Annotated in this window: 19 protein-coding genes; 7 read left to right on the plus strand and 12 right to left on the minus strand. The window is 74.3% G+C overall.

From position 1 onward, the window contains the following. The first annotated feature begins 1 nt into the window (after nucleotide 1). Nucleotides 2-1369: a HAMP domain-containing sensor histidine kinase gene (locus KLI87_RS33980; RefSeq protein ID WP_214620309.1), complete on the plus strand. Its 1368-nt coding sequence runs from the start codon at nucleotides 2-4 to the stop codon at nucleotides 1367-1369. On the opposite strand, the gene KLI87_RS33985 is transcribed toward KLI87_RS33980, so the two are convergent. From KLI87_RS33985 to KLI87_RS34000, 4 genes are read right to left on the minus strand one after another with little or no spacing between them, the layout of a single operon-like run. Further along, the gene (locus tag KLI87_RS33985; protein ID WP_214620310.1) at nucleotides 1360-2292 is read right to left on the minus strand and encodes a TAXI family TRAP transporter solute-binding subunit; all 933 of its coding nucleotides are present in this window, start codon (nucleotides 2290-2292) and stop codon (nucleotides 1360-1362) included. The genes KLI87_RS33980 and KLI87_RS33985 overlap by 10 nt on opposite strands. Nucleotides 2293-2310: 18 nt before the next feature. Further along, the gene (locus tag KLI87_RS33990) at nucleotides 2311-3105 is read right to left on the minus strand and encodes an enoyl-CoA hydratase/isomerase family protein (protein WP_214620311.1); all 795 of its coding nucleotides are present in this window, start codon (nucleotides 3103-3105) and stop codon (nucleotides 2311-2313) included. After that, nucleotides 3102-4064, minus strand: coding sequence for an alpha/beta hydrolase (locus KLI87_RS33995; RefSeq protein ID WP_156220741.1), 963 nt, complete (start codon nucleotides 4062-4064; stop codon nucleotides 3102-3104). Before KLI87_RS33995 ends, KLI87_RS33990 begins: the two co-directional genes overlap by 4 nt. A 16-nt stretch (nucleotides 4065-4080) precedes the next feature. Beyond that, nucleotides 4081-4824, minus strand: a complete 744-nt coding sequence (locus tag KLI87_RS34000; protein WP_214620312.1) for a gamma-glutamyl-gamma-aminobutyrate hydrolase family protein — start codon at nucleotides 4822-4824, stop codon at nucleotides 4081-4083. 505 nt (nucleotides 4825-5329) lie between these two features. Between KLI87_RS34000 and KLI87_RS34005 the strand changes: the two genes are divergently transcribed. Continuing rightward, on the plus strand, nucleotides 5330-6598 hold the full coding sequence (locus tag KLI87_RS34005; RefSeq protein WP_214620313.1) for a globin domain-containing protein: 1269 nt from the start codon (nucleotides 5330-5332) through the stop codon (nucleotides 6596-6598). Here the strand turns inward: KLI87_RS34005 and KLI87_RS34010 are convergent. From KLI87_RS34010 to thyX, 3 genes are all read right to left on the minus strand, one after another. After that, nucleotides 6511-7644: an MBL fold metallo-hydrolase gene (locus KLI87_RS34010; protein WP_214620314.1), complete on the minus strand. Its 1134-nt coding sequence runs from the start codon at nucleotides 7642-7644 to the stop codon at nucleotides 6511-6513. The two genes, KLI87_RS34005 and KLI87_RS34010, sit on opposite strands and share 88 nt — an antisense overlap. Nucleotides 7645-7772: 128 nt before the next feature. Beyond that, nucleotides 7773-8567 (minus strand): helix-turn-helix domain-containing protein, encoded by a 795-nt coding sequence (locus KLI87_RS34015; protein WP_156220906.1) that lies wholly within the window; start codon nucleotides 8565-8567, stop codon nucleotides 7773-7775. Nucleotides 8568-8661: 94 nt separating this feature from the next. Beyond that, a complete protein-coding gene (gene thyX / locus KLI87_RS34020) occupies nucleotides 8662-9459 on the minus strand; it encodes an FAD-dependent thymidylate synthase (RefSeq protein WP_214620316.1) in 798 nt (265 codons plus the stop codon). A 197-nt stretch (nucleotides 9460-9656) separates the two neighbouring features. Between thyX and KLI87_RS34025 the strand changes: the two genes are divergently transcribed. After that, entirely contained in the window at nucleotides 9657-11735 is a 2079-nt protein-coding gene (locus KLI87_RS34025; protein ID WP_214620317.1) for a molybdopterin-dependent oxidoreductase, read from the plus strand. Between the two features lie 46 nt (nucleotides 11736-11781). Here KLI87_RS34025 and KLI87_RS34030 read toward each other — a convergent pair whose 3' ends face one another. Beyond that, on the minus strand, nucleotides 11782-12342 hold the full coding sequence (locus KLI87_RS34030; RefSeq protein WP_214620318.1) for a GNAT family N-acetyltransferase: 561 nt from the start codon (nucleotides 12340-12342) through the stop codon (nucleotides 11782-11784). Between the two features lie 156 nt (nucleotides 12343-12498). Here KLI87_RS34030 and KLI87_RS34035 point away from each other — a divergent pair, with 156 nt between their 5' ends. Continuing rightward, nucleotides 12499-13731, plus strand: a complete 1233-nt coding sequence (locus KLI87_RS34035) for a DUF1266 domain-containing protein (RefSeq protein WP_156220746.1) — start codon at nucleotides 12499-12501, stop codon at nucleotides 13729-13731. 18 nt (nucleotides 13732-13749) lie between these two features. Here KLI87_RS34035 and add read toward each other — a convergent pair whose 3' ends face one another. After that, complete coding sequence (gene add, locus KLI87_RS34040) at nucleotides 13750-14772, minus strand: adenosine deaminase (RefSeq protein ID WP_214620319.1); 1023 nt, start codon at nucleotides 14770-14772, stop codon at nucleotides 13750-13752. 110 nt (nucleotides 14773-14882) lie between these two features. Here add and KLI87_RS34045 point away from each other — a divergent pair, with 110 nt between their 5' ends. Next, complete coding sequence (locus KLI87_RS34045) at nucleotides 14883-15845, plus strand: YafY family protein (RefSeq protein ID WP_214620320.1); 963 nt, start codon at nucleotides 14883-14885, stop codon at nucleotides 15843-15845. A gap of 19 nt (nucleotides 15846-15864) precedes the next feature. Here KLI87_RS34045 and KLI87_RS34050 read toward each other — a convergent pair whose 3' ends face one another. The 3 genes from KLI87_RS34050 to KLI87_RS34060 all read right to left on the minus strand — a co-directional run bounded on the left by KLI87_RS34050 (nucleotide 15865) and on the right by KLI87_RS34060 (nucleotide 19450). Next, on the minus strand, nucleotides 15865-16782 hold the full coding sequence (locus KLI87_RS34050; RefSeq protein ID WP_156220747.1) for an SDR family oxidoreductase: 918 nt from the start codon (nucleotides 16780-16782) through the stop codon (nucleotides 15865-15867). A gap of 80 nt (nucleotides 16783-16862) precedes the next feature. Continuing rightward, nucleotides 16863-17009 (minus strand): GPGG-motif small membrane protein, encoded by a 147-nt coding sequence (locus KLI87_RS34055; protein ID WP_173390966.1) that lies wholly within the window; start codon nucleotides 17007-17009, stop codon nucleotides 16863-16865. A 278-nt stretch (nucleotides 17010-17287) separates the two neighbouring features. After that, the gene (locus tag KLI87_RS34060; RefSeq protein WP_308166419.1) at nucleotides 17288-19450 is read right to left on the minus strand and encodes an anthranilate synthase component I; all 2163 of its coding nucleotides are present in this window, start codon (nucleotides 19448-19450) and stop codon (nucleotides 17288-17290) included. Nucleotides 19451-19786: 336 nt separating this feature from the next. Here KLI87_RS34060 and KLI87_RS34065 point away from each other — a divergent pair, with 336 nt between their 5' ends. Further along, nucleotides 19787-20029: a DUF3311 domain-containing protein gene (locus KLI87_RS34065; protein ID WP_156220748.1), complete on the plus strand. Its 243-nt coding sequence runs from the start codon at nucleotides 19787-19789 to the stop codon at nucleotides 20027-20029. Nucleotides 20030-20034: 5 nt separating this feature from the next. Beyond that, complete coding sequence (gene mctP / locus KLI87_RS34070) at nucleotides 20035-21645, plus strand: monocarboxylate uptake permease MctP (RefSeq protein ID WP_214620321.1); 1611 nt, start codon at nucleotides 20035-20037, stop codon at nucleotides 21643-21645. Nucleotides 21646-21685 lie beyond the last annotated feature (40 nt).

The raw sequence follows: 21685 nt of genomic DNA on the forward strand, positions 1-21685 counted from the left end.
CGTGAGGCCGCGGCTCGTCGCGACGTTCACGGTGCTGATCGTCCTGGTGGTCACGGCGCTGGCGGTGCCGCTCGGCCTGGCCTACGCCGCGCACCGCGCGAACCGGCTGCTGCTCGACCGCCGCGCGGACGCGACCCGGTTCGCCGAGCTGGCCGACCGGGCCGCGCGGGAGGGCGACCGCAGCGCGCTCGTCCCCGAGGTGACCCGCTACGCCGCGCTGTACGGGGCGGCCGTGCGGATCCGCGACCGGGACGGGACGCTGCTCGCCGAGGCGGGCCGCATGGACGTCGACGACACCGCCGCGACCCGCACCGCGCTGTCGGGGCGCACCACCGAGGACCTGCCCGCGCTCGGCCCGTTCGGCCCCCGCGCGGTGCTGATCGCCGAGCCCGCCGGGCGGGACGCGCAGCTGTCGGGCGCGGTGCTGCTGCTCGCGCCGACCGAGCGGGCCCGCCGCGACATCGCGCTGGTGTGGGCGGCGCTGGCGCTGGGCGCGCTCGCGGTGCTCGGCTGCTCGACGCTCGCGGCGCGGTCCCTGGCCCGGTGGATCCTGCGGCCGGTCACCGACCTCGACCGCACCGCGGGCGAGATCGCCGGAGGACGGCTGGACGCCCGCGTCGACCCCGGCGTCGGCCCGGCCGAGCTGCGCCGCCTCACCTCCCGGTTCAACGCGATGGCGGACGCGGTGTCGGCCGCGATGGAGCGCCAGCGCGTCTTCGTCGCCGACGCCTCGCACGAGCTGCGCACCCCGCTGGCCGTGCTGTCGCTGCGGCTGGAGAACCTCCTGCCGCACCTGGACGCCGCCGGGACCCCCGAGCACGAGGAGGCGATGGCCGAGATCGACCGGCTCGCCGCGCTCGTGGAGGCGATGCTCGCGCTCGCGCGGGTCGAGTCCGGCGCGGCGGCCCGCGAGGTCGACGCGGCCGCCGAGCTGCGCCCCCGGCTCGCCGGGTGGCGGGAGGTGTTCGCGGCCCAGGGCCTCACCCTCGCCGTGGAGCTGCCGGAGTCCTGCCCAGCCCACGCCGTGCCGGACGCGGTCGCCCGCGTCGCCGACACCGCCCTGGACAACGCGCACAAGTTCGTCCCCCCGGGCGGGACGGTCACGGTGACCCTGGAGGAGGCGCCGGAGGGGGCCGTCCTTCGCGTCGCCGACGACGGGCCCGGCCTCGGCGGCGCCGAGCGCGCGGACGCCGCGTCCCGCTTCTGGCGCTCCCCCGACCACGCCAACGTCCCGGGCAGCGGCCTCGGCCTCGCGATCGCCGCCGAGCTGGCCAAAGCGAGCGGGGGGACGCTGCGCCTGCTGCCGGGCAGCCCCTCCGGCCTGGTCGTCGAGCTGCGCCTTCCCGGCCCGGCGGGCCCTCAGCCGTAGGTGGAGCGGTAGTAGCGGGCCGCGCCCGGATGCAGCGGGACGGCGCCGGTGCCGATCGCGTAGCGCCGGTCGAGGCGCCCGCCGGGCGCGTCGGGGGCCTCCAGCCGGTCCCGGCTCGCGAACAGGATCCGCGTCGCGGTGAACGCGACGTCGCCCGGCAGGGACGCGCCGCACACCAGGTAGCTCGGCGTGCCGACGGTCGGGACGGGCCCCGCCCCGCCGTACTCCCCCGCCGGGACGGCGGCGTGCTCGTAGACCGGGCCGTACGCGCGGCGCAGCGGCGCCACCAGCCCGTCGAGGGGCAGCAGCCGGATCGGCGTCGTCCGCGCGAACGCGGCGAGCGCCGGGGTCGACACCCCGCCCGACCAGAAGAACGCCGCGACGCGGCCCGCGCGCAGCGCCCGCGCCGAGGCGTCCAGGCCGAGCGTGGAGACGACCGCCGGACGGCGCAGCCGCGCCGCGTCCAGGACCCGCCCGGCGCTCACCGCCGTGCCCGACAGCGCCGCGCCGACCGACACCCGGCGCCCGGCCAGGTCGGCGGGCGAGCGGACCGGCGACCCCGCCGGGACCACCAGGTGGACGTAGTTCATGTACATGCGGGCCAGCGCCGCCACCGGGAGCCGCTCGGCCAGGACGGCGCGGTCGGCGCTGTCGGCCAGCGCGAAGCCCAGCTCGGCGCGGCCGCCGGCGAGCATCGCGAGGTTCTCCACGCTCGCGGCCGTCCGCAGCACCCGCGCGTCCAGGCCGCCGCGCCGCAGCTCGGCCGCGAACCGCTGGCCGAGCACCTCGTAGGCGCCGCCCGCCTCCCCCGTGGCCAGCCTGAGCCGCGCCCTCGGCCCGGACCGGCCCCCGCAGCCCGCCGCGGCGGCGGGGACGCCGGCGGCCAGCGCCAGGAACGCCCGGCGTCCAGGTGCGGCGCTCATCGGGCGCTCATCGGGCGCTCACCCGAACGCGGGCGGGCGCTTCTCGCGCAGCGCCGCCACGCCCTCGCGGACGTCCGGGCCGGTGAACCCGAGGAACTCCATCGCCAGCGACGCCTCGAACGTCGGCCCCGCCAGCCGCAGCCAGTTGTTCAGCGCGTGCTTGGTGAGCGACAGCGCCTCCGCCGGACCGGCGGCGAGCCTCCCGGCGATCTCCAGCGCCCGCTCGTGCACCTCGGCGTCGTCCACGCACAGCGAGACCAGGCCGATGCGCTCGGCCTCCTCTCCGGTCATGACCTCGTTGAGCAGCAGGTAGTACTTCGCCTTCGCCAGCCCGCACAGCAGCGGCCACACGATCGCCGCGTGGTCGCCCGCCGCGACGCCGAGCCGGGTGTGCCCGTCGATGATCCGCGCCGTGCGGCCGACGACGGAGATGTCGGCCAGCAGCGCCACCGCGAGCCCCGCGCCCACGGCCGGGCCCTGGACGGCGCTGACCACCGGCTTGGAGCAGTTCAGCACGTTCATCACGATGTCGCGGGCCTCGCGCATGATCCGGCGCCGCGCGGCGTGGTCGTCCATCATCCGCTCGATCATCGCGAGGTCGCCGCCCGCCGAGAACGCCGTGCCCGCGCCGCGCACGAGGACGGCGCGGACCTCGTCGTCGGCGTCGGCGTCCCGCCAGATCTCCGCCAGCTCCCGGTGCCCCGCGGCGTCGACCGCGTTGAGCCTGCCGGGCGTGCTGATCGTCACCCGGAGCACCCCCGGCGCCGCCCAGTCGATGTCGAGCCGCTCGTAGGCCCCGTACCGTCCGCTCATACCGCCCCGCCCTCCTGTGCCAGGTCTCCGAGACCCTCGAACGCCGCGCGGAGCCGCCGCACGGCCAGGCGCATGGCCTCGGCCCCGGCGTCGAAGATCTCCGGCAGCAGGAAGAACGAGTGGACGACGCCGTCGAAACGGCGCACCTCCACCGGGACGCCCTCCGCCGCCAGCCGCCGCGCGTACGCCTCCGCCTCGTCCCGCAGGATGTCGCACTCGGCGGTGATCACGGTAGCGGGCGCGGTGCCCGCCAGCCGGGGCGCGCGCAAGGGGGCCAGGCGCGGATCGGCGGGGTCGGCGCCGCCGCGGTACAGCTCCAGGAACCGCGCGAGCGTCGCGGCGTCCAGCCCGTACCCCCGGCCGTACTCGGCCCAGCTCGGGGTGTCCATCGCCGTGTCGGTCACCGGGTAGACCAGGAGCTGGTGCGCCAGCGGCACGCCCCGGTCGCGGGCCAGCAGCGCGAGCGCGGCGGCCAGGTTCCCCCCGGCGCTGTCGCCCGCGACCGCGACCGCGCCGGGCAGGGCGCCGTAGCGGCCCGGGTCGCGGGTGAGGGCCGCCAGGGCCGCCCACGCGTCCTCCACCGCCGCCGGGAACGGGTGCTCGGGGGCGAGCCGGTAGTCGACGCCGAGCACCGCGCATCCGGCGCCGGCCGCGATCTCGCGGCACGCCGCGTCCACGTTGTCGACGCCGCCCAGCACCCAGCCGCCGCCGTGCAGGTAGACCACGGCGGGCAGCGCGCCCTCGCCCTCGGGCAGCGGGCGGTAGAGGCGCACCGGAACGCGGCCGCCCGGCCCCGGCACGGTCAGGTCGCAGACGTGCGGCAGCTCCCGCGTCACCAGCGGGAACGCGGCGGCGATCGCGCGGCGCATCTCCTCGATCGGGGGCTCGTCCGGCGGGGCTCCGGCCGTCCAGGAGGCGAGCAGTTCCAGGAAGTCCTCGGCCTGCGGGTGCAGGGGCATGCGGCGGCCTCCCGGGTCAGCGCGCGGCGGCGGCGACCAGCGCCTCGAACAGGCGCCGGTCGTCGCCCTCCTCGGGGTGCCACTGGACGCCGAGCCCGAACCGGTGCCCCTGAAGCTCGACGGCCTCGACGACCTGGTCCTCGGCCCACGCGACAGCGGACAGGCCCTTGCCGAGGCGGCTCACCGCCTGGTGGTGGTAGGTCGGCACGTCGGACTCCTCGCCGAGGATCCCGCCGATCGTGCTGCCCGCGCTGAACTGAACCCGGTGCGAGCCGACGATGCCGGTCTCCGGGGAGTGGCCCTTGTGGCCGACCGCCTCCGGCAGGTGCTGGACGAGCGCCCCGCCCCGCGCGACGTTCAGCACGTGCATGCCCCGGCAGATCGCCAGGAACGGCAGGTCGGCGTCCACCGCCGCGCGGACGAGCGCCAGCTCGTAGCGGTCCCGCTGGGGCTGCGGCGGGCCGGTCTCGGCGTGCCGGTCCGCGCCGTACAGGTCGGGGTCGACGTCGCCGCCGCCCGCCAGGACGATGCCGTCCAGCCGGGAGACCAGGGCGCCGAGGCCGCGCAGTGTCGCGGCCGGGGGGAGCAGGACGGCGACGCCGCCCGCGCGCTCGACCGAGCGCGGGTAGGACACCGGCAGGAGCGCGGCCTCGCGCACCCACACGCCCCAGCGGGCCGGTTCCTGGTAGGTGGTGACGCCGATGAGGGGCGGCCCGCCGGCGCTCGGTGCCGTCGGTGCCCCCCGGATCGCCTCTGACATGCGTGGTTCCCCTCTCCACGGCTCTGGCCGCGCTCCGGTCACGATATGTGGTGAGTTGCCACCTTTGCGACGTCATCATCGCGCACCACCGGGCCTCCCCCGGGCCGGGCCGCCCCGCCCCGCGGTGGCCCTCCGCAGCGAACAGATCACGCCGCCTTTCCTCCACCGGGGTGGAGATTACTCTCCCGCCGCCGCCCGGTCCGTTCCCAGGCGCCGCGCGGCGCCGCGGCGGGAAATTCCGCGGGCCGCCACGTCATCAATTCGCCGGTACTACATAACCGACCAATCACTCTCTTTCAGTACTGATCGGTATTCGTCCTCTTTGTCAGAAATGTTGGTACCAATACCGCCTGATACGCGACTACGCTCCGTCATACCGGCCCGGAGTTGGCGTGAACCGCTTGAGGACCGGCGGATCCGGGTGCGAGAATCTCACCGAGCCGGGCACCCGACGCCGCGCGCGGGGCGGAACCGGCCCCCGATGACCCAAGAGGGCGAGCCTGACATGTCATTGGATCCCCGCATTCTCAAAGAGAGCTTCAGCCGTCTGGAAAACGAGCCGGGAAAGGCGGCGGGCTATTTCTACGGCCGCCTGTTCGCCGAGAATCCGCGGCTGCGGGCCCTGTTCCCGCCCGCGATGGGCGCCCAGTGCGACCGTCTCTTCCACGCGCTCGGCCGGATCGCCTGGAGCCAGGACAGCCCCGACGAGCTGAGCGCCTACCTGGCCCGGCTCGGCCGCGACCACCGCCGGTTCGGGGTGCTGCCCGAGCACTACCCCGCCGTCGGCGCCGCGCTGATCGCCACCCTGCGGACGTTCGCCGCCGAGGTCTGGAGCGCCGAGGCGGAGGCGGCCTGGAGCGCCGCCTACCGGTCCGCGTGCGACACCATGATCGCCGCCGCCGAGCGGGACGCCGCGACCGCGCCGCCCTGGTGGGTCGCCGAGGTCGTCGAGCACGACCGCCGCGCGGCCGACCTCGCCGTCCTCACCCTGCGGCCGGACGCGTCGCTGCCCTACACCGCCGGCCAGTACGTCCCCGTGCAGACCGCGCGCTGGCCCCGGGTCTGGCGGCCCTACTCCATCGCCAACGCCCCGCGCCCGGACGGGCTGCTGAGCCTGCACGTCCGCGCGCTGCCCGCCGGGTGGGTGAGCGGCGCCCTCGTCCGGCACACCCGGCCCGGCGACACCGTCCTGCTCGGCCCGGCCATGGGCACGATGACGCTCGACCCCGACTCGGACCGCGACCTGCTGCTCGTCGCGGGCGGCACCGGCCTCGCGCCCGCCAAGGCCCTCGTCGAACAGCTCGCCGCCTCGGGGCACCGGCGCGACGTCCACCTGCTGATGGGCGCCCGCACCGCGCGCGACCTGTACGACCTGGCCGACCTGCGCCGGCTGGAGTCGGAGCACCCGTGGCTGAAGGTCGTGCCCGTCCTGTCGGACGCCCCGGACGGCGAGCGCGACGGGGACGTCCCGCACCGGCCCCACGGCCCGCTGCCCGACGTCCTGGAACGGCTCGGCGGCTGGGACGGCCACGACGCCTACGTCGCCGGGCCCGCCCCGATGGTGCGGCGGACGGTGACGGCGTTACAGCGGCTGGGCCTGCCGCTGACCCGCCTCCACCACGACCTTCTCCGGGCCGAGGAGATCCCCTCCCCCGACGGGCCGCGACCGCGCGTCCAGCCGCCCGGTCAGGCCGTGTCGGCCGGGTCCGCCGTGCCGACTGTGTCGACTGTGTCGGGCGGGACGGGCGTGGCCCGCCAGCGGCACGGCGGCTGACCGTCCGCCGCCGCACCGGCCGCCCGGGCGCCGTCCACGGTGTCCACCCGCCCCTGCGCCTCCAGCATGACCAGGTGCGCGAGCGTCTCCAGCATCGCCGCGCGGCGCATGAACGGCTGGATGTCGGCCCACGGCCGCGACCAGGTGAGCCGCCGGGCGAGGTCCCAGGCCGTCGCGCCGTCCGCGCCCGCGCGGATCACCTCCAGCGCGATCTCGTCAAGCCGCGCCGTGTGGTGCTCGGCGAGCGCCCCGACCCGGTCGGCGAGGCCCGCGAACCGGTACTCGTGCCCCGGCAGGACCTCCTCGGCGTCCAGGCCGCGCACCTTGTCGAGCGAGTCGTAGAAGTCGGCGAGCGGGTTGTGCCGCTGCTGCGGGTGCACGCCGATCGCCGGGGTGATGCGGGGCAGCACGTGGTCGCCCGACAGCAGCAGCCGCCGGTCGGGCTCGAAGAAGCACACGTGCCCGGGCGAGTGCCCCGGCGTCCACACCGTCCGCAGGTTCCAGCCCGCGATGGGGACCTGCTCCCCATCCTCCAGCAGCAGTTCCGGGTCGGTGTGCCGGACGAGCGGCAGGATCGCCCGGGACGCCTCGGCGAGCGGACCCGCCTCCTCGTCCGGCACGCCGTGCAGCGCCATCTGCCGCCGCATCGCCTCGATCAGCCCGTCGAAGTCGCGGTACCGGTCGCGCAGCAGGCCCGCGTCCGCCGGGTGCAGCGCCACCCAGGCGCCCGACGCCTCGCGCACCCGTCCGGCCAGCCCGTAGTGGTCGGGATGCAGGTGCGTGACCAGCACGGCCTTGACGTCGCCGACCTCGTACCCGGCGATGCCGAGCCCGGCGCGCAGCGCGTCCCACGCCTCGGGGGTGTCCCAGCCCGCGTCCACGAGCGCGATGCCGTCCGGCACCTCCAGCCCGTACACCAGCACGTACCGGAGCGGGTTGTCCGGCAGCGGAACCGGGATCGACCACAGCCCCGGGCGCACCTGTTCCACCGGCGGGAGCACACGCTCCTGCCACGCCTGGTGCTGCAGGATGCCGGTGATCTTCATCGGTTCTCCGGGGACGGAAGCACGGTCGGCACAGCTGTCTATCACGTCGCCGCGCCCGCTCCGTCGCCAGCCCGCTCCGTCGCCAGCCCGCGCCGTCGCCAACCCGCTCCGTCACCGGCCCGCGCGGGTCACCAGCCCGCGCGCTCCCGCAGGAACGCGGTCGTGCGCTCGTCCGCCGGGTAGAACGACTCGATCGCCAGCTCCGCGAGCGTCACGTCGACCGGGGTGCCGAACGTCGCGATCGTGCCGAAGAACGACAGCTCCTGCCCGTCCTTGCGGACCCGCAGCGGGACGAACACCTCGTTGCCCGCCGGCGGCGCCATCGCCTCGCCCACGTCGCCCGGGAAGCTCCGCAGCTCCCGGTACAGCCGCTCCAGCGCCGCGTCCGCCGTCAGCGCCACGTGCCGCCGCACCCGGTCGATCATGTGGGCGCGCCATTCGGCGAGGTTCAGGATGTTCTTGGCGAACCCGTCCGGGTGCATGCTGAGCCGCAGCACGTTCAGCGGCGGCTCCAGCAGCTCCGGCGGCGCGTCCTCCATGAACAGGCCCGCGGCGTCGTTGGCGTCGATCAGGTTCCAGAAGCGGTCGACCACCACCGCCGGGTAGGGCTCGTGCCCCCGCAGCACCTGCTTCAGCGCGGCGCGGACGGAGTCCATCCTCGGCTCCTCCATCGGCGTCTCGGTGAACACCGGCGCGTAGCCCGCCGAGACCAGCAGCAGGTTGCGGTCGCGCAGCGGCACGTCCAGGTGCTCGGCGAGCCGCAGCACCATCTCCCGGCTGGGCGCCGACCGCCCGGTCTCCACGAAGCTGAGGTGCCGCGTCGAGACGTCCGCCTCCGAGGCCAGTTCGAGCTGGCTCAGCCTGCGCCGCTGCCGCCACGCCCGCAGCTGGTCGCCGATCGGCCGCGTGTCGCCCAAGGTCATCGTCGTCACCGCGCCGACGCTACCCAGCGGAGGTCATCGAGGCGATGACCTCCCGGGTAATGGACACCGGCGGCCGCCTTTACGTTGTAGATCTCTAGACCTTCCGCCACTTCGGGACCCATGAGCCGTCCTCGACCTCGTAGTCGCCGAACAGGTCGGGGGCCTCCCGGCGCATCACCTCGCCGATCCGGCCGAACAGCAGCCGGATCTCCTCCTCGGCCCCGGGCGCGGTGCGGTTTTCCAGCGTGTGGCGCAGCGTGCGGACGTTGGCCGTCCAGACCAGGCCGGTGCCGACGCCCTCGGGCGCGAACCGGCGCATGAACGAGGTCTTGTGCTTCTTCTCCTTGAACGGCACGCCCTCGTCGTCGAGCCCGAAGTGACCGGCCATCCAGCCCTGGAACTCCTCCATCTGCTCCAGCATCGCGGTCGCGCGCTTCATCAGCTCGGGGTCCTCGCGAGCCCACTCGGGGAACCAGAACGGGATGTCCTGGAGGCGGACGAACCGCAGCGACTCCTGCGAGATCGCCACGCCGGGCCGGTGCCGGACCAGCTCGTGGGTCAGCACGCGGCTCACGTTGTGCAGGACGAAGCTGAAGCTGACGTGCTCCAGCACCGAGCCGTGCAGGCTCCGGAGGATGTTCTCCAGGTACTGCCCCTGGTCGGTGCGGACCCTGACCACGTTGGGGTTGAGGCCCGGCTCCCAGGACCGGTAGCACAGCCGCCCGGCGAACTCGGCCAGGTTCTGCGGGTCGTTCAGCTCGGCGTCGAGGTCGCCCCGGTCGAGCCGCTCCAGCCAGCTCTCGCCGCCCACCTCCCGCAGGTAGCGGGCCACCTCGCCGTAGTCCAGCTCGGGCCGCGCTACGAGGAACACCTCAGGCTCGACGCTCTTCACTGTCGTATCTCCCCTTGGGTCGAGTGGTCCGCCCCATAGGAAACCACCCTGGTCCGGGGACCGGTAACCCGGCACCCCGGGCACGCGGACCAGCGCCCGAGCGGCGGCGACCTCCGCCGTCATGTGCGTCCCATGGTGACACTCATGAGGGCTATGGCGCAGACTGGGTGGGTCCGCCCAGAACGGAGAGGAATCCGATGCCGGCCGAGCTGAAGGTGCTGGGCGCGTGCCCGCTGGACTGCCCGGACGGCTGCTCGTGGGTCGTCACCGTCCGGGACGGCAAGGCCGTCCGCATCCGGGGCAACCCCGACCACCCCTACACCCGCGGCGCCCTCTGCGCGAAGGTCAACCGGTGGCTGGAACGTGCCGAGCAGCCCGACCGGCTCCTCCACCCGATGCGCCGCACGGGCCGCAAGGGCGAGGGCCGCTTCGAGCGCGTCGGCTGGGACGAGGCGCTCGACGAGATCACCGAACGGCTGGAGGGCGTCGTCCGCGAGCACGGCGGCGAGGCCGTCTGGCCCTACTGGGGCACCGGCACACTCGGCTACCTCCAGGGCCTGGAGGGCTACTCCGGGCGGCGGTTCTTCAACGTGCTCGGCGCCTCCGCCCACGACGCGAACATCTGCTCGGCGGCGGGCGCCGCCGGCCTGGAGGCGACGATCGGGTCGCCGGGCGGCATGGACCCGCAGGACCTCGCGCACGCCCGGCTGCTGATCCTGTGGGGCACCAACCCGCTGACCAGCGGGCACCACGTGTGGGCGTTCGTCCAGGCGGCGCGGAAGGCGGGCGCGCACCTGGTCGTGATCGACCCCGTCCGGACGCGGACGGCGCGGCAGGCCGACGAGCACCTCGCCCCGCTGCCCGGCACCGACGCCGCGCTCGCGCTGGCCCTCCTGCACGTCGTCGTGGGCCTCGGCGCGCAGGACGAGGAGTTCCTGGCGCGCCGCACCCAGGGCTGGGAGGAGTTCCGGGCGCGGATCGCGGAGTTCCCGCCCGAGCGCGCCGCGGAGATCACCGGCGTCCCGGCGGACCGGATCCGCGCGCTGGGCGAGCGGCTCGCGCGGACCCGCCCCACCGCGATCCGCGCCACCCAGGGCATCCAGCGCAACGCGGGCGGCGGCTCGACGCTGCGCGTCCTCGCGTCCATCCCGGGCGTGACGGGAGACTGGGCGCGGCTCGGCGGCGGGCTGTCGTTCTCCACCTCCGGGCACGTGAAGCTGAACAAGGCGGCCCTGTACCGCGACGACCTGCGGCCGCGCCCGGTGCGGACGCTGTCGATGAGCCGCCTCGGCGAGGGCCTGCTGGACGTGCGGGACCCCCCGGTCAAGGCCCTGTTCGTGATCGCCGCGAACCCGGTCGGCAGCACCCCGCACCAGGGCCGGGTGCGGCGCGGCCTGGCCCGCGAGGACCTGTTCACGGTCGTGCTGGACCAGTTCCCCACCGACACCGTGGACTACGCCGACATCGTGCTGCCCGCGACGTCCCAGCACGAGCACACCGACCTGCACGAGGGCTACGGCCACCTCTACCTGACGTGGAACGAGCCGGCGGTCGCGCCGCCCGGCGAGTGCCTGCCGACCGCCGAGACGTTCCGGCGGCTGGCGCGGCGGATGGGCCTGGAGGAGCCGAGCCTGTACGACTCGGACGAGAGCCTCGCCGAGCAGCTCCTGGACTCCGACCACCCCTGGATGGCGGGCGTCACACTCGACCGGCTGCGCGAGGAGGGGTTCGTGCGGATGTCCGTGCCGGACCCGTTCCTGCCGTACGCCGACGGGTTCCCGACGCCGTCCGGGCGGCTGGAGTTCCGCTCCGCCCTCGCGGCCGCCGCCGGCGCCGACCCGGTCGCGGGCTACACTCCCCCGGCCGAGGTCGCGGACGCGGCGCGCGCCGCCCGCTACCCGTTCGCGCTGGTCTCGGCGGCCTCCCACGAGTCGCTGAACACCCAGTTCGCCAACAACCCCGAGCTGCGGCGGCGCCGGGGCGGCCCGTCGGTGCGACTGCACCCCGACGACGCGGAGCGGCTCGGCCTGCGGGACGGGCAGCGCGTCCGAGTGGCCAACGACCGCGGCGCGTTCGAGGCGACCCTGGAGCTGACCGACCAGGTCAGGACGGGCGTCGCGGCGACCGCCAAGGGCCACTGGCCCAAGCTCTCCGGCGGTGCGAACGCCAACGCCGTCGTGGACGAACGCGACACCGACCTCGGCGGCGGCCCCGTCTTCCACGACACCCGCGTGGAGATCACCGCGATCCCCGATGACCAAGAGGACGAGCGCTGAGCGCAGGCGCGGCCTCGCACGTCGCAGTGGACAAGCGCAACGGCGCTCAGGAAGCGCCCCGCCAGTCGTCGTCCTCAAGGATGGAATGGACTACCGAATCCCGCCACGCCCCCCGCACCCGTAAATGCCCCCGGATCCGGCCCTCCTCCACCATGCCGAGCTTGGCCATCAACCGCGCGGCCGCGACGTTGTCGGGGCTGCGGGCCCCCCACAGCCGGTGCAGCCCGAGGTCCTCGAACCCGAGCCGGAACAGCAGCCGCCCCGTCTCGGCGGCCAGCCCCGCACCCCACCGGTCGGGGCGCGAGGCGAACCCGAGCTGGGCGCTCGACTGCCCCGGGTGCTGGACGTCCACGGCCAGCCGCGCGACGCCGATCACCTGCCCGGACGCCGCGTCCGCCACCGCGAGCGAGTACTCGACCCGCGGCTCATGCCCGGCCGCGTCGATCAGGTGGGAGAGCGTCGCGGCGACCCGGTCGCGGCTCCGCGGCTCGAACGACAGGTGCTCGACGACATGCGGGTCGCCGTACACCTTCGACACGGCATCGAGATCATCCGCGGTGAACTCCCGCAGCGCCACACCGGCGCCCGTCATCGAAACGGGGTACATGGGCAGGAGGCTAGCGCCCGCCGTGACGCGGCGACAGAGGGCCGGCGCGCGGCCACGCCGGCGCCCTCGCCAACGAGCACGACACCCGCCCTGGAGGCGGTGAGTTGATCCTCTGGTGAGCGGCCGACCGGTACGGTTTGGCGCGGAGGAGAAGTCATGACGTATCAGGCCATGCTCGACCGTGCCCGCAAGTTCGAGCGGCAGGGGCGCGCCGGGGAGGCCGCGGCGGCCTACGCGGACGCGGCGAAGGCGATGGAGGCGCGCGGCGACTGGACGTCCGCCGTCGCGGTGCGGGCCCGGCAGGCCCGCGCGCTCGCGGCGGCCGGGCGGACCGGGGAGGCGCAGCGGATCCTCGACGCCGTCGAGCGGGCCGCCGCGTCGATGACCGGTGAGGTCCGCGCGGTGCTGGACGCGCAGGCCGCGCACGTGCTGGCCGCCGCGGGGCGGACCAGCGAGGCGGCGCGGCGGGCCTGGGCCGCGATGACCGGGTTCGGGTCGCTCCAGGACCATCGGCGTGCGGACGCGGCGGGCGTCCACGCGGCGCGGCTCATCGTGCGGGACGCGGGCCCGCGCAAGGCGCTGCTGCCCCTGCGCGAGCTGCTGGCGCAGATGCCGCCGGGCGGGGACGGGCACCGGCGGGTGGCCGAGCTGCTCGCGGACGCCGAGCGGCGTCCCGACCGCGACCACGACATCCTCGTCACCGACCCCGACGGCGCCCCCTGGGGGCGGCTCGCCGCCGCGCTGGCCGTCGGCGCGCACCTCGCGGTCGGCAACGGCGTCGCGTGGAACGCTCTCACCGACGACGGGAACGACCGGGAGCTGCTGGAGCGGGACTGGGGCATCACCGACACGGCGAGCTGGCGCGAGCAGATGGACAGGCTGCTCGACGCGAACAACAGCGACCCGGCGATCCAGATGGTGCTCGACCGGCGGGGCCGGGGCACCGACGAGCGGACGTGGCGGTCGGCGATCGCCGCCTGGTGCGAGGAGCGCGACATCGGGCGGGAGACCGTCCGCGAGGTCGTCGAGCTGTCCGGGACGATCCTGCGGTATGAGTCCCGGTTCCGCGCCGACGGCCTGCTCCCTCCGGGCGGCCTGGTCGAGAGCGTGTACGGCTACGACTTCGGCCGCGCGGTGAACATGGCGCGCTGGGGCCTGAACAGCGGGTACTGCGACGCGGAGGAGGCCGAGAAGTGCGTGCTGACGGCCGGCCACCGCGCCCACCAGGTGTACCCGTCGTGGGAGTCGTTCTCCGCCGGGTACGTCCTCGGCCGGATGCTGCGCTTCGACGACGGCGAGTTCGGCGAGTGGTACGAGCGGTCGCTCACCGGCCACCGGGTGCTCGCGGAGGACCCGTCCAGCCCCTGGCGGCGCATGTCCTGGGGGTAGGGCCGCCAGGGGGCGGGGTCACAGCGCGTCGATCTCCTCGATGATCGCCTGGCGGGCGGCGGCGTCCAGGGACGAGGCCGTGACCGCGTTGCGGGCGAGGGCGGCCAGCGCCGCGCGGTCGAGCCCGAACACCTCGGCCGCCGCCCGGTACTCGCCGGTGAGCGTGGTGTCGAACATGGGCGGGTCGTCGCTGTTGAGCGTGACGAACAGGCCCGCCTCCAGCAGGCGCGGCAGCGGGTGCTCCGCGAGGGAGGCGACCTGGCCGGTGCACACGTTGGAGGTCGGGCACACCTCCAGCGGGATCTGCGTCTCGCGCAGGTGGGCGACCAGGCGCGGGTCGTCCAGGCAGCTGATGCCGTGCCCGATCCGCTCGGCGCGCAGCCCCTCGATGTTCTCCCAGATCATCTCGGGCCCGCTCATCTCGCCGCCGTGCGGGAGGCTGCGCAGCCCGGCGGCACGGGCCGCCGCGAACGCCTCGCGGTAGGTGTCGCGGTGCGGCGGGCGGCACTGCTCGATGCCCGCGAGCCCGAACCCGACCAGCGCCTCCGGCGGATGCGTGAGCGCGTGGTCGAGCGTGCGGCGCGCCGCCTCGGCTCCGAACTCGGTGGGGATATCGAAGATGTAGGCGACGCGGACGCCGTGCGCCTCCCGCGCCTCCCGCACGGCGCGGTCGAGCGCCTCGGTGATCGCGGGCATCGGCATCCCCGCGCGCTGGTGGGTGTAGGGGGTGACGGTCAGCTCGACGTAGCGGACGTTCTGCGCCGCGAGGTCGCGGGCCGTGCCGAGCACGAGCGTCGCGACGTCCTCGGGCGTCCGGACCAGGCTCGACACCGACTCGTACACCTCGGCGAAGTGCGGGAAGTCGCGGAACCGGTAGAAGGAGCGCAGCTCGCGCTCGTCCAGCGGGACGGGGCCGTCCGGGTGGCGGCGGGCCAGCTCCAGGACGGTCGGGACGGAGGCCGAGCCCACGAGGTGGACGTGCAGCTCGACCTTCGGGAGGGCGTCGATGAACGCCTCGATGGAGGGGTTTTCGGTGAGCACGCCGCGAAACTAACAGCCGCCGGGCCGTGGCCGACAGGAGAAACCGCGGAACCTCACACCAGATTGTCAAGAATGGACGGGATGGTCGCCGCGGGTGCCAGGATGGGAGCGTGAGGGCTTCCCGGTTGATCTCGCTCGTCCTGCTCCTGCAGTCGCGGGAGACGATGACGGCGGCCGAGCTGGCGCGCGAGCTGGAGGTGTCGGAGCGGACCGTCTACCGGGACGTGGAGGCGCTGTCGGCGGCGGGCGTCCCGGTGTACGCCGACCAGGGCCGCCACGGCGGGTACCGGCTGGTCGGCGGGTACCGGACGCGGCTGACCGGGCTCTCCCGGGAGGAGGCGGAGGCGCTGTTCCTGTCGGGGCTGCCGGGTCCGGCCGGGGAGATGGGCCTCGGCGGCGCGGTCGCCTCGGCGGGGCTGAAGGTGCTCGCGGCGCTCCCCGCGTCGCTGCGGGACGCGCCGGCCCGGGCCGCGCAGCGGTTCCACCTGGACGCGCCGGGCTGGTTCCAGGAGGCCGGGCCGCCGCCGCTGCTGCGCGAGCTGGCGCGGGCGGTGTGGGAGGACGAGGTCGTCGAGCTGCGCTACCGCAAGGACCGGGAGGTCGTCCGGACGGTCGAGCCGTACGGGCTCGTGCTGAAGAACGGCATCTGGTACCTGGTCGCGCGGGTGGACGGCAGGCCGCGCACCTACCGGGCGGAACGGGTCACGGCGGTCCGGCCCACCGGCGACCGGTTCGAGCGCGACGAGTCGTTCGACCTGGCCGCGCACTGGCGGGAGCAGGCGGCGGCGTTCGTGCGCTCGATGCTCGGCGGCGAGGTCACGGTGCGGCTCAGCCCGGCCGGGATGCGGGGGCTGCGGTGGGCCGTCGAGCAGTACGCGGCGGAGCGGGCGGCGGAGGCGGCGGGACCGCCCGACGAGCGGGGATGGGTCGTGACCACCCTGCCCGTCGAGTCGGTGGCCGTCGCGTTCTCGGAGCTGCTGCGGCTCGGGCCCGAGGTGGAGGTCCTGGAGCCGCCGGAGCTGCGCGCCCGGATGGCCGGCGCCGCCGCCCGCCTCGCCGCGCTCTACGGCTGAGGCGCCCCCGCGCCGGCCGTCACCGGTACCCGGTGACGTCGGCGGGCAGGTCCCGCTCCACGACCTCGGTGATGTAGCGCCAGGCGTCGGGTCGGCTGCCGTCGGTGTCGGTGAACCCGTACTCCTTGGCCAGGCCGCCGCTGGACTGCGACGTCCCGTTCCAGCGGGCCCGCTCGGGGTCGGCGGCGACGGCCGCGACGGCGCGTCCGACGAGGGCGGGCGTCTCGGAGATCGCGAAGTGCGGCACCTTCTCGACCGCGTCGCGCCAGGTCTCCTCGGTGACGCCGTAGTTGTCGAGCATCCCCTCCGACCGCAGCCAGCCCGGCGTCAGCGAGAGCGCCGTCGCCCCGTACGGGGCGATCTCCACCGACTGGGCGAGCGCCATCCGGATGACGGCGCTCTTGGCGAGGTCGTAGAAGAACCCGACCTCCTTGCGGTACTTCGCGTTGTACTCGGCGGTCCCGTCGGTCACCTCGACGACGAGCCCGCCGGGCTCGCGGATCAGCAGGGGCAGCGCGTGGTGGCTGGTGATGGCGTGGGTGTGGATGGAGAGCCGGAGCATGCGCAGGCCGTCCTCCAGCGACTGCTCCCACAGCGGCTTGCCGAACTCGAAGAGCCCGTCGCCGCCCCAGATGTCGTTGACCAGGACGTCCAGCCGCCCCTGCTCGGCGTCCACGCGCCGGACCAGCGCGGCGACCTGGTCGGGGTCGAGATGGTCGGCCGGGGCGGCGATTCCCTCGCCGCCCGCGGCCGTCACCAGCTCCGCCGTCTCCTCGATGGTCTCGGGACGGTTCATCTCCGACCGGCGCTCCCGGGTGGAGCGTCCGGTGCAGTACACGGTCGCCCCGGCGGCGCCCAGCTGCACGGCGATGCCGCGCCCCGCGCCCCGCGTGGCCCCCGCGACCAGTGCGATCTTTCCAGTCAGTGCACGGTTCATGAAGACCAGGCTGGCACCGAAACCTGACAGGTTACGTCAGGGTTTCTCGTGGCCCCGCCCGTCTCCGGGGGGAATTTCGGTCAAGTGAAGATGCTGACGCCACCGGGGCCGACCAGCAGGCCGACGACGATGAGGACGGCGCCCCAGATGAGGTCGCGCCGCGCGAGGATCACATAGATGCCCGCGATGACCAGGATCACCGCGATGAGCCACAGGATTGTCATCATGCTGAGGGGGATCCCCTCTACAAACCCGGCAAAACACTCGCACCTGTTTCGGTCATCCGAAACACGGATTTGGTACGGAGGGGGGACGCCTCCCCCCTCCGTGGGGGATAACAGCGGTCAAACACGTGTCACGGAAACGTGGCACTCTTGCCGTCACAGAGTCTTCCGTCCCGGGCCCCCGCACGGTAGGGACCACGGAACCATTTCCGGCCCGTTCGGCTAGTGCCTCGGGACTAGGGCCGCCGCCCGAAAGGCCCCGGACCGCGGTGACCGCCCGGTCAGCGGCAGAGCCGCAGCACGTTGGCGACGATCCGGTGCCCGGCCCCGCCCGAGGCCGTCAGGATCGACTCGGGATGGAACTGGACGGCCCACCGGCGCCGGCGCGGATCCTCGATCCCCATCACCACGTCGCCGGTCAGCGCCGTCACCTGGAACCCCTTCAGCCGGTCGGGCGTGGTGTGCAGGGAGTGGTAGCGGGCGCCGGTGAACTCGTCCGGCAGCCCCTCGAACAGGCCGCCGCCGGTCACCTTCACCTGTCCCGGCTTGCCGTGGGAGGGCTCGGGCAGCAGCGCCAGGTCGCCGCCCGCGTGCTCGACCATCGCCTGGAGCCCCAGGCAGACGCCGAAGACGGGGAGGTCGCGCTCGTCCAGCGCGTCCAGCAGCGCCGCGGCGCCGAAGTCCTCGGGACGGCCCGGCCCCGGCGACAGGACGACCAGGTCGGGGGCGTGCTCGTCCAGCATCCGCGCCGGGAACCCGTGCCGCAGCGTGACGACCTCCGCCCCCTCCTGCCGGAAGTAGTCGGCGAGCGTGTTGACGAAGGAGTCCTCGTAGTCGACCAGCAGGACCTTCAGGCCCTCGCCCGGCCGCTCGGCTGCCGGCTCCGCCTCCTCGACGGGGGCGGCGCCGGTCTCGGCCTGCGCCGCCGCGAGCGCCCCGAGCAGCGCGCTGGCCTTGAGGTGGGTCTCGCGCTCCTCCTCGTCGGGGTCGGAGTCGTACAGCAGCGTGGCGCCCGCCCGGACCGTCGCGACGCCGTCGCGGATCTGCGCGGTGCGCAGCGTCAGCCCCGTGTTCATCGACCCGTCGAACCCGATGAAGCCGACCGCGCCGCCGTACCAGCGGCGGGGCGACTCCTCGTGGTCCTCGATGAACTGCATCGCCCACGCCTTCGGGGCGCCGGTGACGGTCACCGCCCACATGTGGGTGAGGAACGCGTCGAGGGCGTCGAACCCGGGCCGCAGCCGCCCCTCGATGTGGTCGACGGTGTGGATCAGCCGGGAGTACAGCTCGATCTGCCGGCGGCCGAGCACCCGCACGCTCCCGGGGACGCAGATCCGCGACTTGTCGTTGCGGTCCACGTCGGTGCACATCGTCAGCTCCGACTCGTCCTTGGCGGAGGTGAGGATCGCGCGGATCTGCTCGGCGTCCTCCAGCGCGTCGCCGCCGCGCCGGATCGTCCCGGCGATCGGGCACGTCTCGACCCGGTCGCCGGTGACCCGGACGAACATCTCCGGCGAGGCGCCCACCAGGAACTCGCCGTCGCCGAGGTTGAACATGAACTCGTAGGGCGCCGGGTTGGTCTCGCGCAGCCGCTCGAAGAACACGGCGGGCGCGTCGCACCGCCCGTACATGGCGTGCCCCGGCGTCACCTCGAACAGGTCGCCGCGGACGAACCGCTCCTTCGCCTCCTCGACCATCCGCGCGTACACGCCCGGCACCGGCTGCGCGGGCAGCTCCGCCGCCGCCTCGGGCACCGGCGTCGGCTCGGTGGCGCGCGGCAGCCCGGCGGTGCTCGCGCCGCCGACCTCGAACTCATACGACAGGCGGTGCGAGGTCTCGCGCTTGCGGTCCACGACGACCATCTCGTCCGCGAGGTGCAGGACGAGGTCGCGCTGGTCGGCGGGGCGCTCCAGGCGCGTCCGCAGCGGCTCGAACTGGAGCGAGAGGTCGTAGCCGAACGCGCCGTACAGGCCGAGCCGCGGGTCGTCGCAGCGGAAGACGTCCGCGACGGCGCGCAGCGCGGTGAACACGGTCGGCTGGCGGCTGCGCTCCTCCTCGGCGAAGAACTCCCCGGTGGGCGGGACGAACACCGCGAAGACGTCCGGCTCGTCAGCCCTGACCTCGCCGGTCGCGCGCAGCGCCGGGAGCAGCGCGGGCAGCACGACCCGGCCGCGCCCGTTGAGCGCGCGCACGGTGACGGTCCGGCCGCGCGCGACGATCTCCAGGCAGGGGTCGACGTAGGCCATGTGCCAGCGGCTGTAGCGGCCGGGGTACTCCATGCCCGAGCTGAGCACCCCGCCGCGCCGCTCCCCCACGGCGGTGACGAGCGCGTTGAGCACCGCCGACTTGCGCTCGGAATCGACCGGCGTGGCCGAGCGGGTCACGCCGATGCCCCCGGCCGTGACGAACTCGCTGGTCATCGGCTGCTGTGAGACGGTCTCCACCGTGGTGGCCCCTCATCGATAGGGCCCTGCACCGGCGGAGGACACACGAAACGACCGCCGGGAGGGCGGTCGCCTTGGTCTGGAACGTACACGAACCGGCGCCGCCTCAGCGGCGCCACCACCACTGGAAGGTCGCGGTTCGCATACGGCGAGATTACCACGGCGGGCGCGCCCGCGACGGCGCGTACTCCCCGGAACCCGGCCCGTGACCAGGGGGCCTACGAAGCGAGATCGGCCCGTGACCGCCCGGGGATAGGCTCACCCGGCTTCGATCATGGCCCGGACCGCGTCCCGGGACGGGCCGCGCGCTCGACCGCACGTGACGAGGAGGGCCCCTTGGCCTCGACAGAACCCGGCACGGACCGCACCCCGCCGCCGCCTCCCGCCCGCTCCGACCGCAGCCGCTGGAACTGGCTCCTCGCCGTCCCCGCCGTGGTGCCGCTGCTGACCTTCCTGTACAACGACGACGATCCCCGCCTCGGCGGCCTCCCCGCGTTCTACTGGATGCAGTTCGCGTTCATCCCCCTGGGCGTGGTCTGCACGGTCCTCGTGTACCGCATGACCCGGAAGCGGGGCTGAGCGGCGTGTCAAGCGACCACCTCACCGAGATGATCGTGTTCGGCGCGCTCTTCCTGCTGGTCAGCGGGATGGGCTTCGTCGCGGCACGGTGGCGCCGGCCCGGCGACATGGACAGCCTGGACGAGTGGGGCCTCGGCGGCCGCAGCTTCGGCGGCTGGATCACCTGGTTCCTGCTCGGCGGCGACCTCTACACCGCCTACACCTTCGTCGCCGTCCCGGCGCTGGTGTTCGGCGCGGGCGCGGCGGGCTTCTACGCCGTCCCCTACACGATCGTGATGTACCCGATCGTCTTCCTCGTGCTGATCCGGCTGTGGTCGGTGTCGCACGTCCACGGGTTCGTCACCCCCGCCGACTTCGTCCGCGCCCGGTTCGGGTCGCCGACGCTGGCCCTCGCGGTCGCGGTCACCGGCATCGTCGCGACCATGCCCTACATCGCGCTGCAGCTCGTCGGCATCGAGGCCGTGCTGAAGTCGATGGGCGTGCACGGGCACTGGCCGATCGTCATCGCGTTCGTGGTGCTGGCGGCCTACACCTACCAGTCGGGGCTGCGGGCGCCCGCGCTGATCGCCTTCGTCAAGGACGTCCTGATCTACCTGGTGGTCATCGTCGCGGTGCTGTACATCCCGACGAAGCTCGGCGGCTGGGGCGACATCTTCGACTCCGCGCAGGCGAAGTTCGCCAAGTCCCCCGCGCCGAGCGACGGGATCCTCCTGGACGGCACGAACCAGCTCAACTACGCGATGCTGGCGCTCGGGTCGGCGCTCGCGCTGTTCCTGTACCCGCACAGCGTCACGGGCGTGCTGGCGAGCCGGAACCGCGACGTGGTCAAGCGGAACATGGCGGCGCTGCCCGCCTACAGCCTGGTGCTCGGGCTGATCGCGCTGCTCGGCCTCATGGCGATCGACGCGGGCGTGAAGCCGGTCGTGACCGACGGCAAGCCCGACACCAACACGGTCGTCCCGCTGCTGTTCGACAAGATGTTCCCCGACTGGTTCGCGGGCGTGGCGTTCGCGGCCGTCGGCATCGGCGCGCTCGTCCCGGCGGCGATCATGTCGATCGCGGCGGCGAACCTGTTCACCCGCAACATCTACAAGGAGTACCTCCGCCCGGACGCGACCGAGAAGCAGGAGGCGACGGTCAGCAAGCTGGTCTCGCTCGTGGTCAAGGTCGGCGCGGTCGCCTGCATCCTGCTGCTGGACCCCGAGTTCTCGATCGACCTCCAGCTCATCGGCGGCGTCATCATCCTGCAGACGCTGCCGTCGGTGGCGCTCGGGCTCGTGACCCGCTGGTTCCACCGCGGCGCGCTGCTGGCGGGCTGGGCGGCCGGCCTGGCGGCGGGCCTGTGGATGCTGTACGGGATCCCGAACCCGGCGAAGGGCAAGGAGCACTTCGGCGGCTCGGCCTACAAGCTGAGCGACCTCGGCCTCGACACGAGGATGACGGTCTACGTCGGCATGCTGGCCCTGGCCGTCAACCTGGCCGTCGCCGTCGTCGGCACCGCGGTCTGCCGCGCGGCGCGGCTCGCCGACGGCGTGGACGCCACCCGGCCGGACGACTACCTCGCCGACGCCGGCGACCCGAAGGTCCAGCCGATCGAGCTGGCGGGCAGCACCTGATCCGCGCCTGACATGTGACCCATGTCATACAACCGAACGG

Origin of the sequence: Actinomadura sp. NEAU-AAG7, from assembly GCF_018603865.1 — a bacterium.
GTDB lineage: Bacteria > Actinomycetota > Actinomycetes > Streptosporangiales > Streptosporangiaceae > Spirillospora > Spirillospora litoris.

What these genes read in the sequence shown, in the direction of transcription:
- KLI87_RS33990 (WP_214620311.1), bottom strand. Translation starts at nt 3,105, where the DNA reads ATGAGCGGACGGTACGGGGCCTACGAGCGGCTCGACATCGACTGGGCG.
- KLI87_RS34030 (WP_214620318.1), bottom strand. Translation starts at nt 12,342, where the DNA reads ATGTACCCCGTTTCGATGACGGGCGCCGGTGTGGCGCTGCGGGAGTTC.
- KLI87_RS34000 (WP_214620312.1), bottom strand. Translation starts at nt 4,824, where the DNA reads ATGTCAGAGGCGATCCGGGGGGCACCGACGGCACCGAGCGCCGGCGGG.
- KLI87_RS34055 (WP_173390966.1), bottom strand. Translation starts at nt 17,009, where the DNA reads ATGATGACAATCCTGTGGCTCATCGCGGTGATCCTGGTCATCGCGGGC.
- KLI87_RS34005 (WP_214620313.1), top strand. Translation starts at nt 5,330, where the DNA reads ATGTCATTGGATCCCCGCATTCTCAAAGAGAGCTTCAGCCGTCTGGAA.
- KLI87_RS33985 (WP_214620310.1), bottom strand. Translation starts at nt 2,292, where the DNA reads ATGAGCGCCGCACCTGGACGCCGGGCGTTCCTGGCGCTGGCCGCCGGC.
- KLI87_RS34015 (WP_156220906.1), bottom strand. Translation starts at nt 8,567, where the DNA reads ATGACCTTGGGCGACACGCGGCCGATCGGCGACCAGCTGCGGGCGTGG.
- KLI87_RS34010 (WP_214620314.1), bottom strand. Translation starts at nt 7,644, where the DNA reads ATGAAGATCACCGGCATCCTGCAGCACCAGGCGTGGCAGGAGCGTGTG.
- KLI87_RS34025 (WP_214620317.1), top strand. Translation starts at nt 9,657, where the DNA reads ATGCCGGCCGAGCTGAAGGTGCTGGGCGCGTGCCCGCTGGACTGCCCG.
- KLI87_RS33995 (WP_156220741.1), bottom strand. Translation starts at nt 4,064, where the DNA reads ATGCCCCTGCACCCGCAGGCCGAGGACTTCCTGGAACTGCTCGCCTCC.
- KLI87_RS34050 (WP_156220747.1), bottom strand. Translation starts at nt 16,782, where the DNA reads ATGAACCGTGCACTGACTGGAAAGATCGCACTGGTCGCGGGGGCCACG.
- KLI87_RS34035 (WP_156220746.1), top strand. Translation starts at nt 12,499, where the DNA reads ATGACGTATCAGGCCATGCTCGACCGTGCCCGCAAGTTCGAGCGGCAG.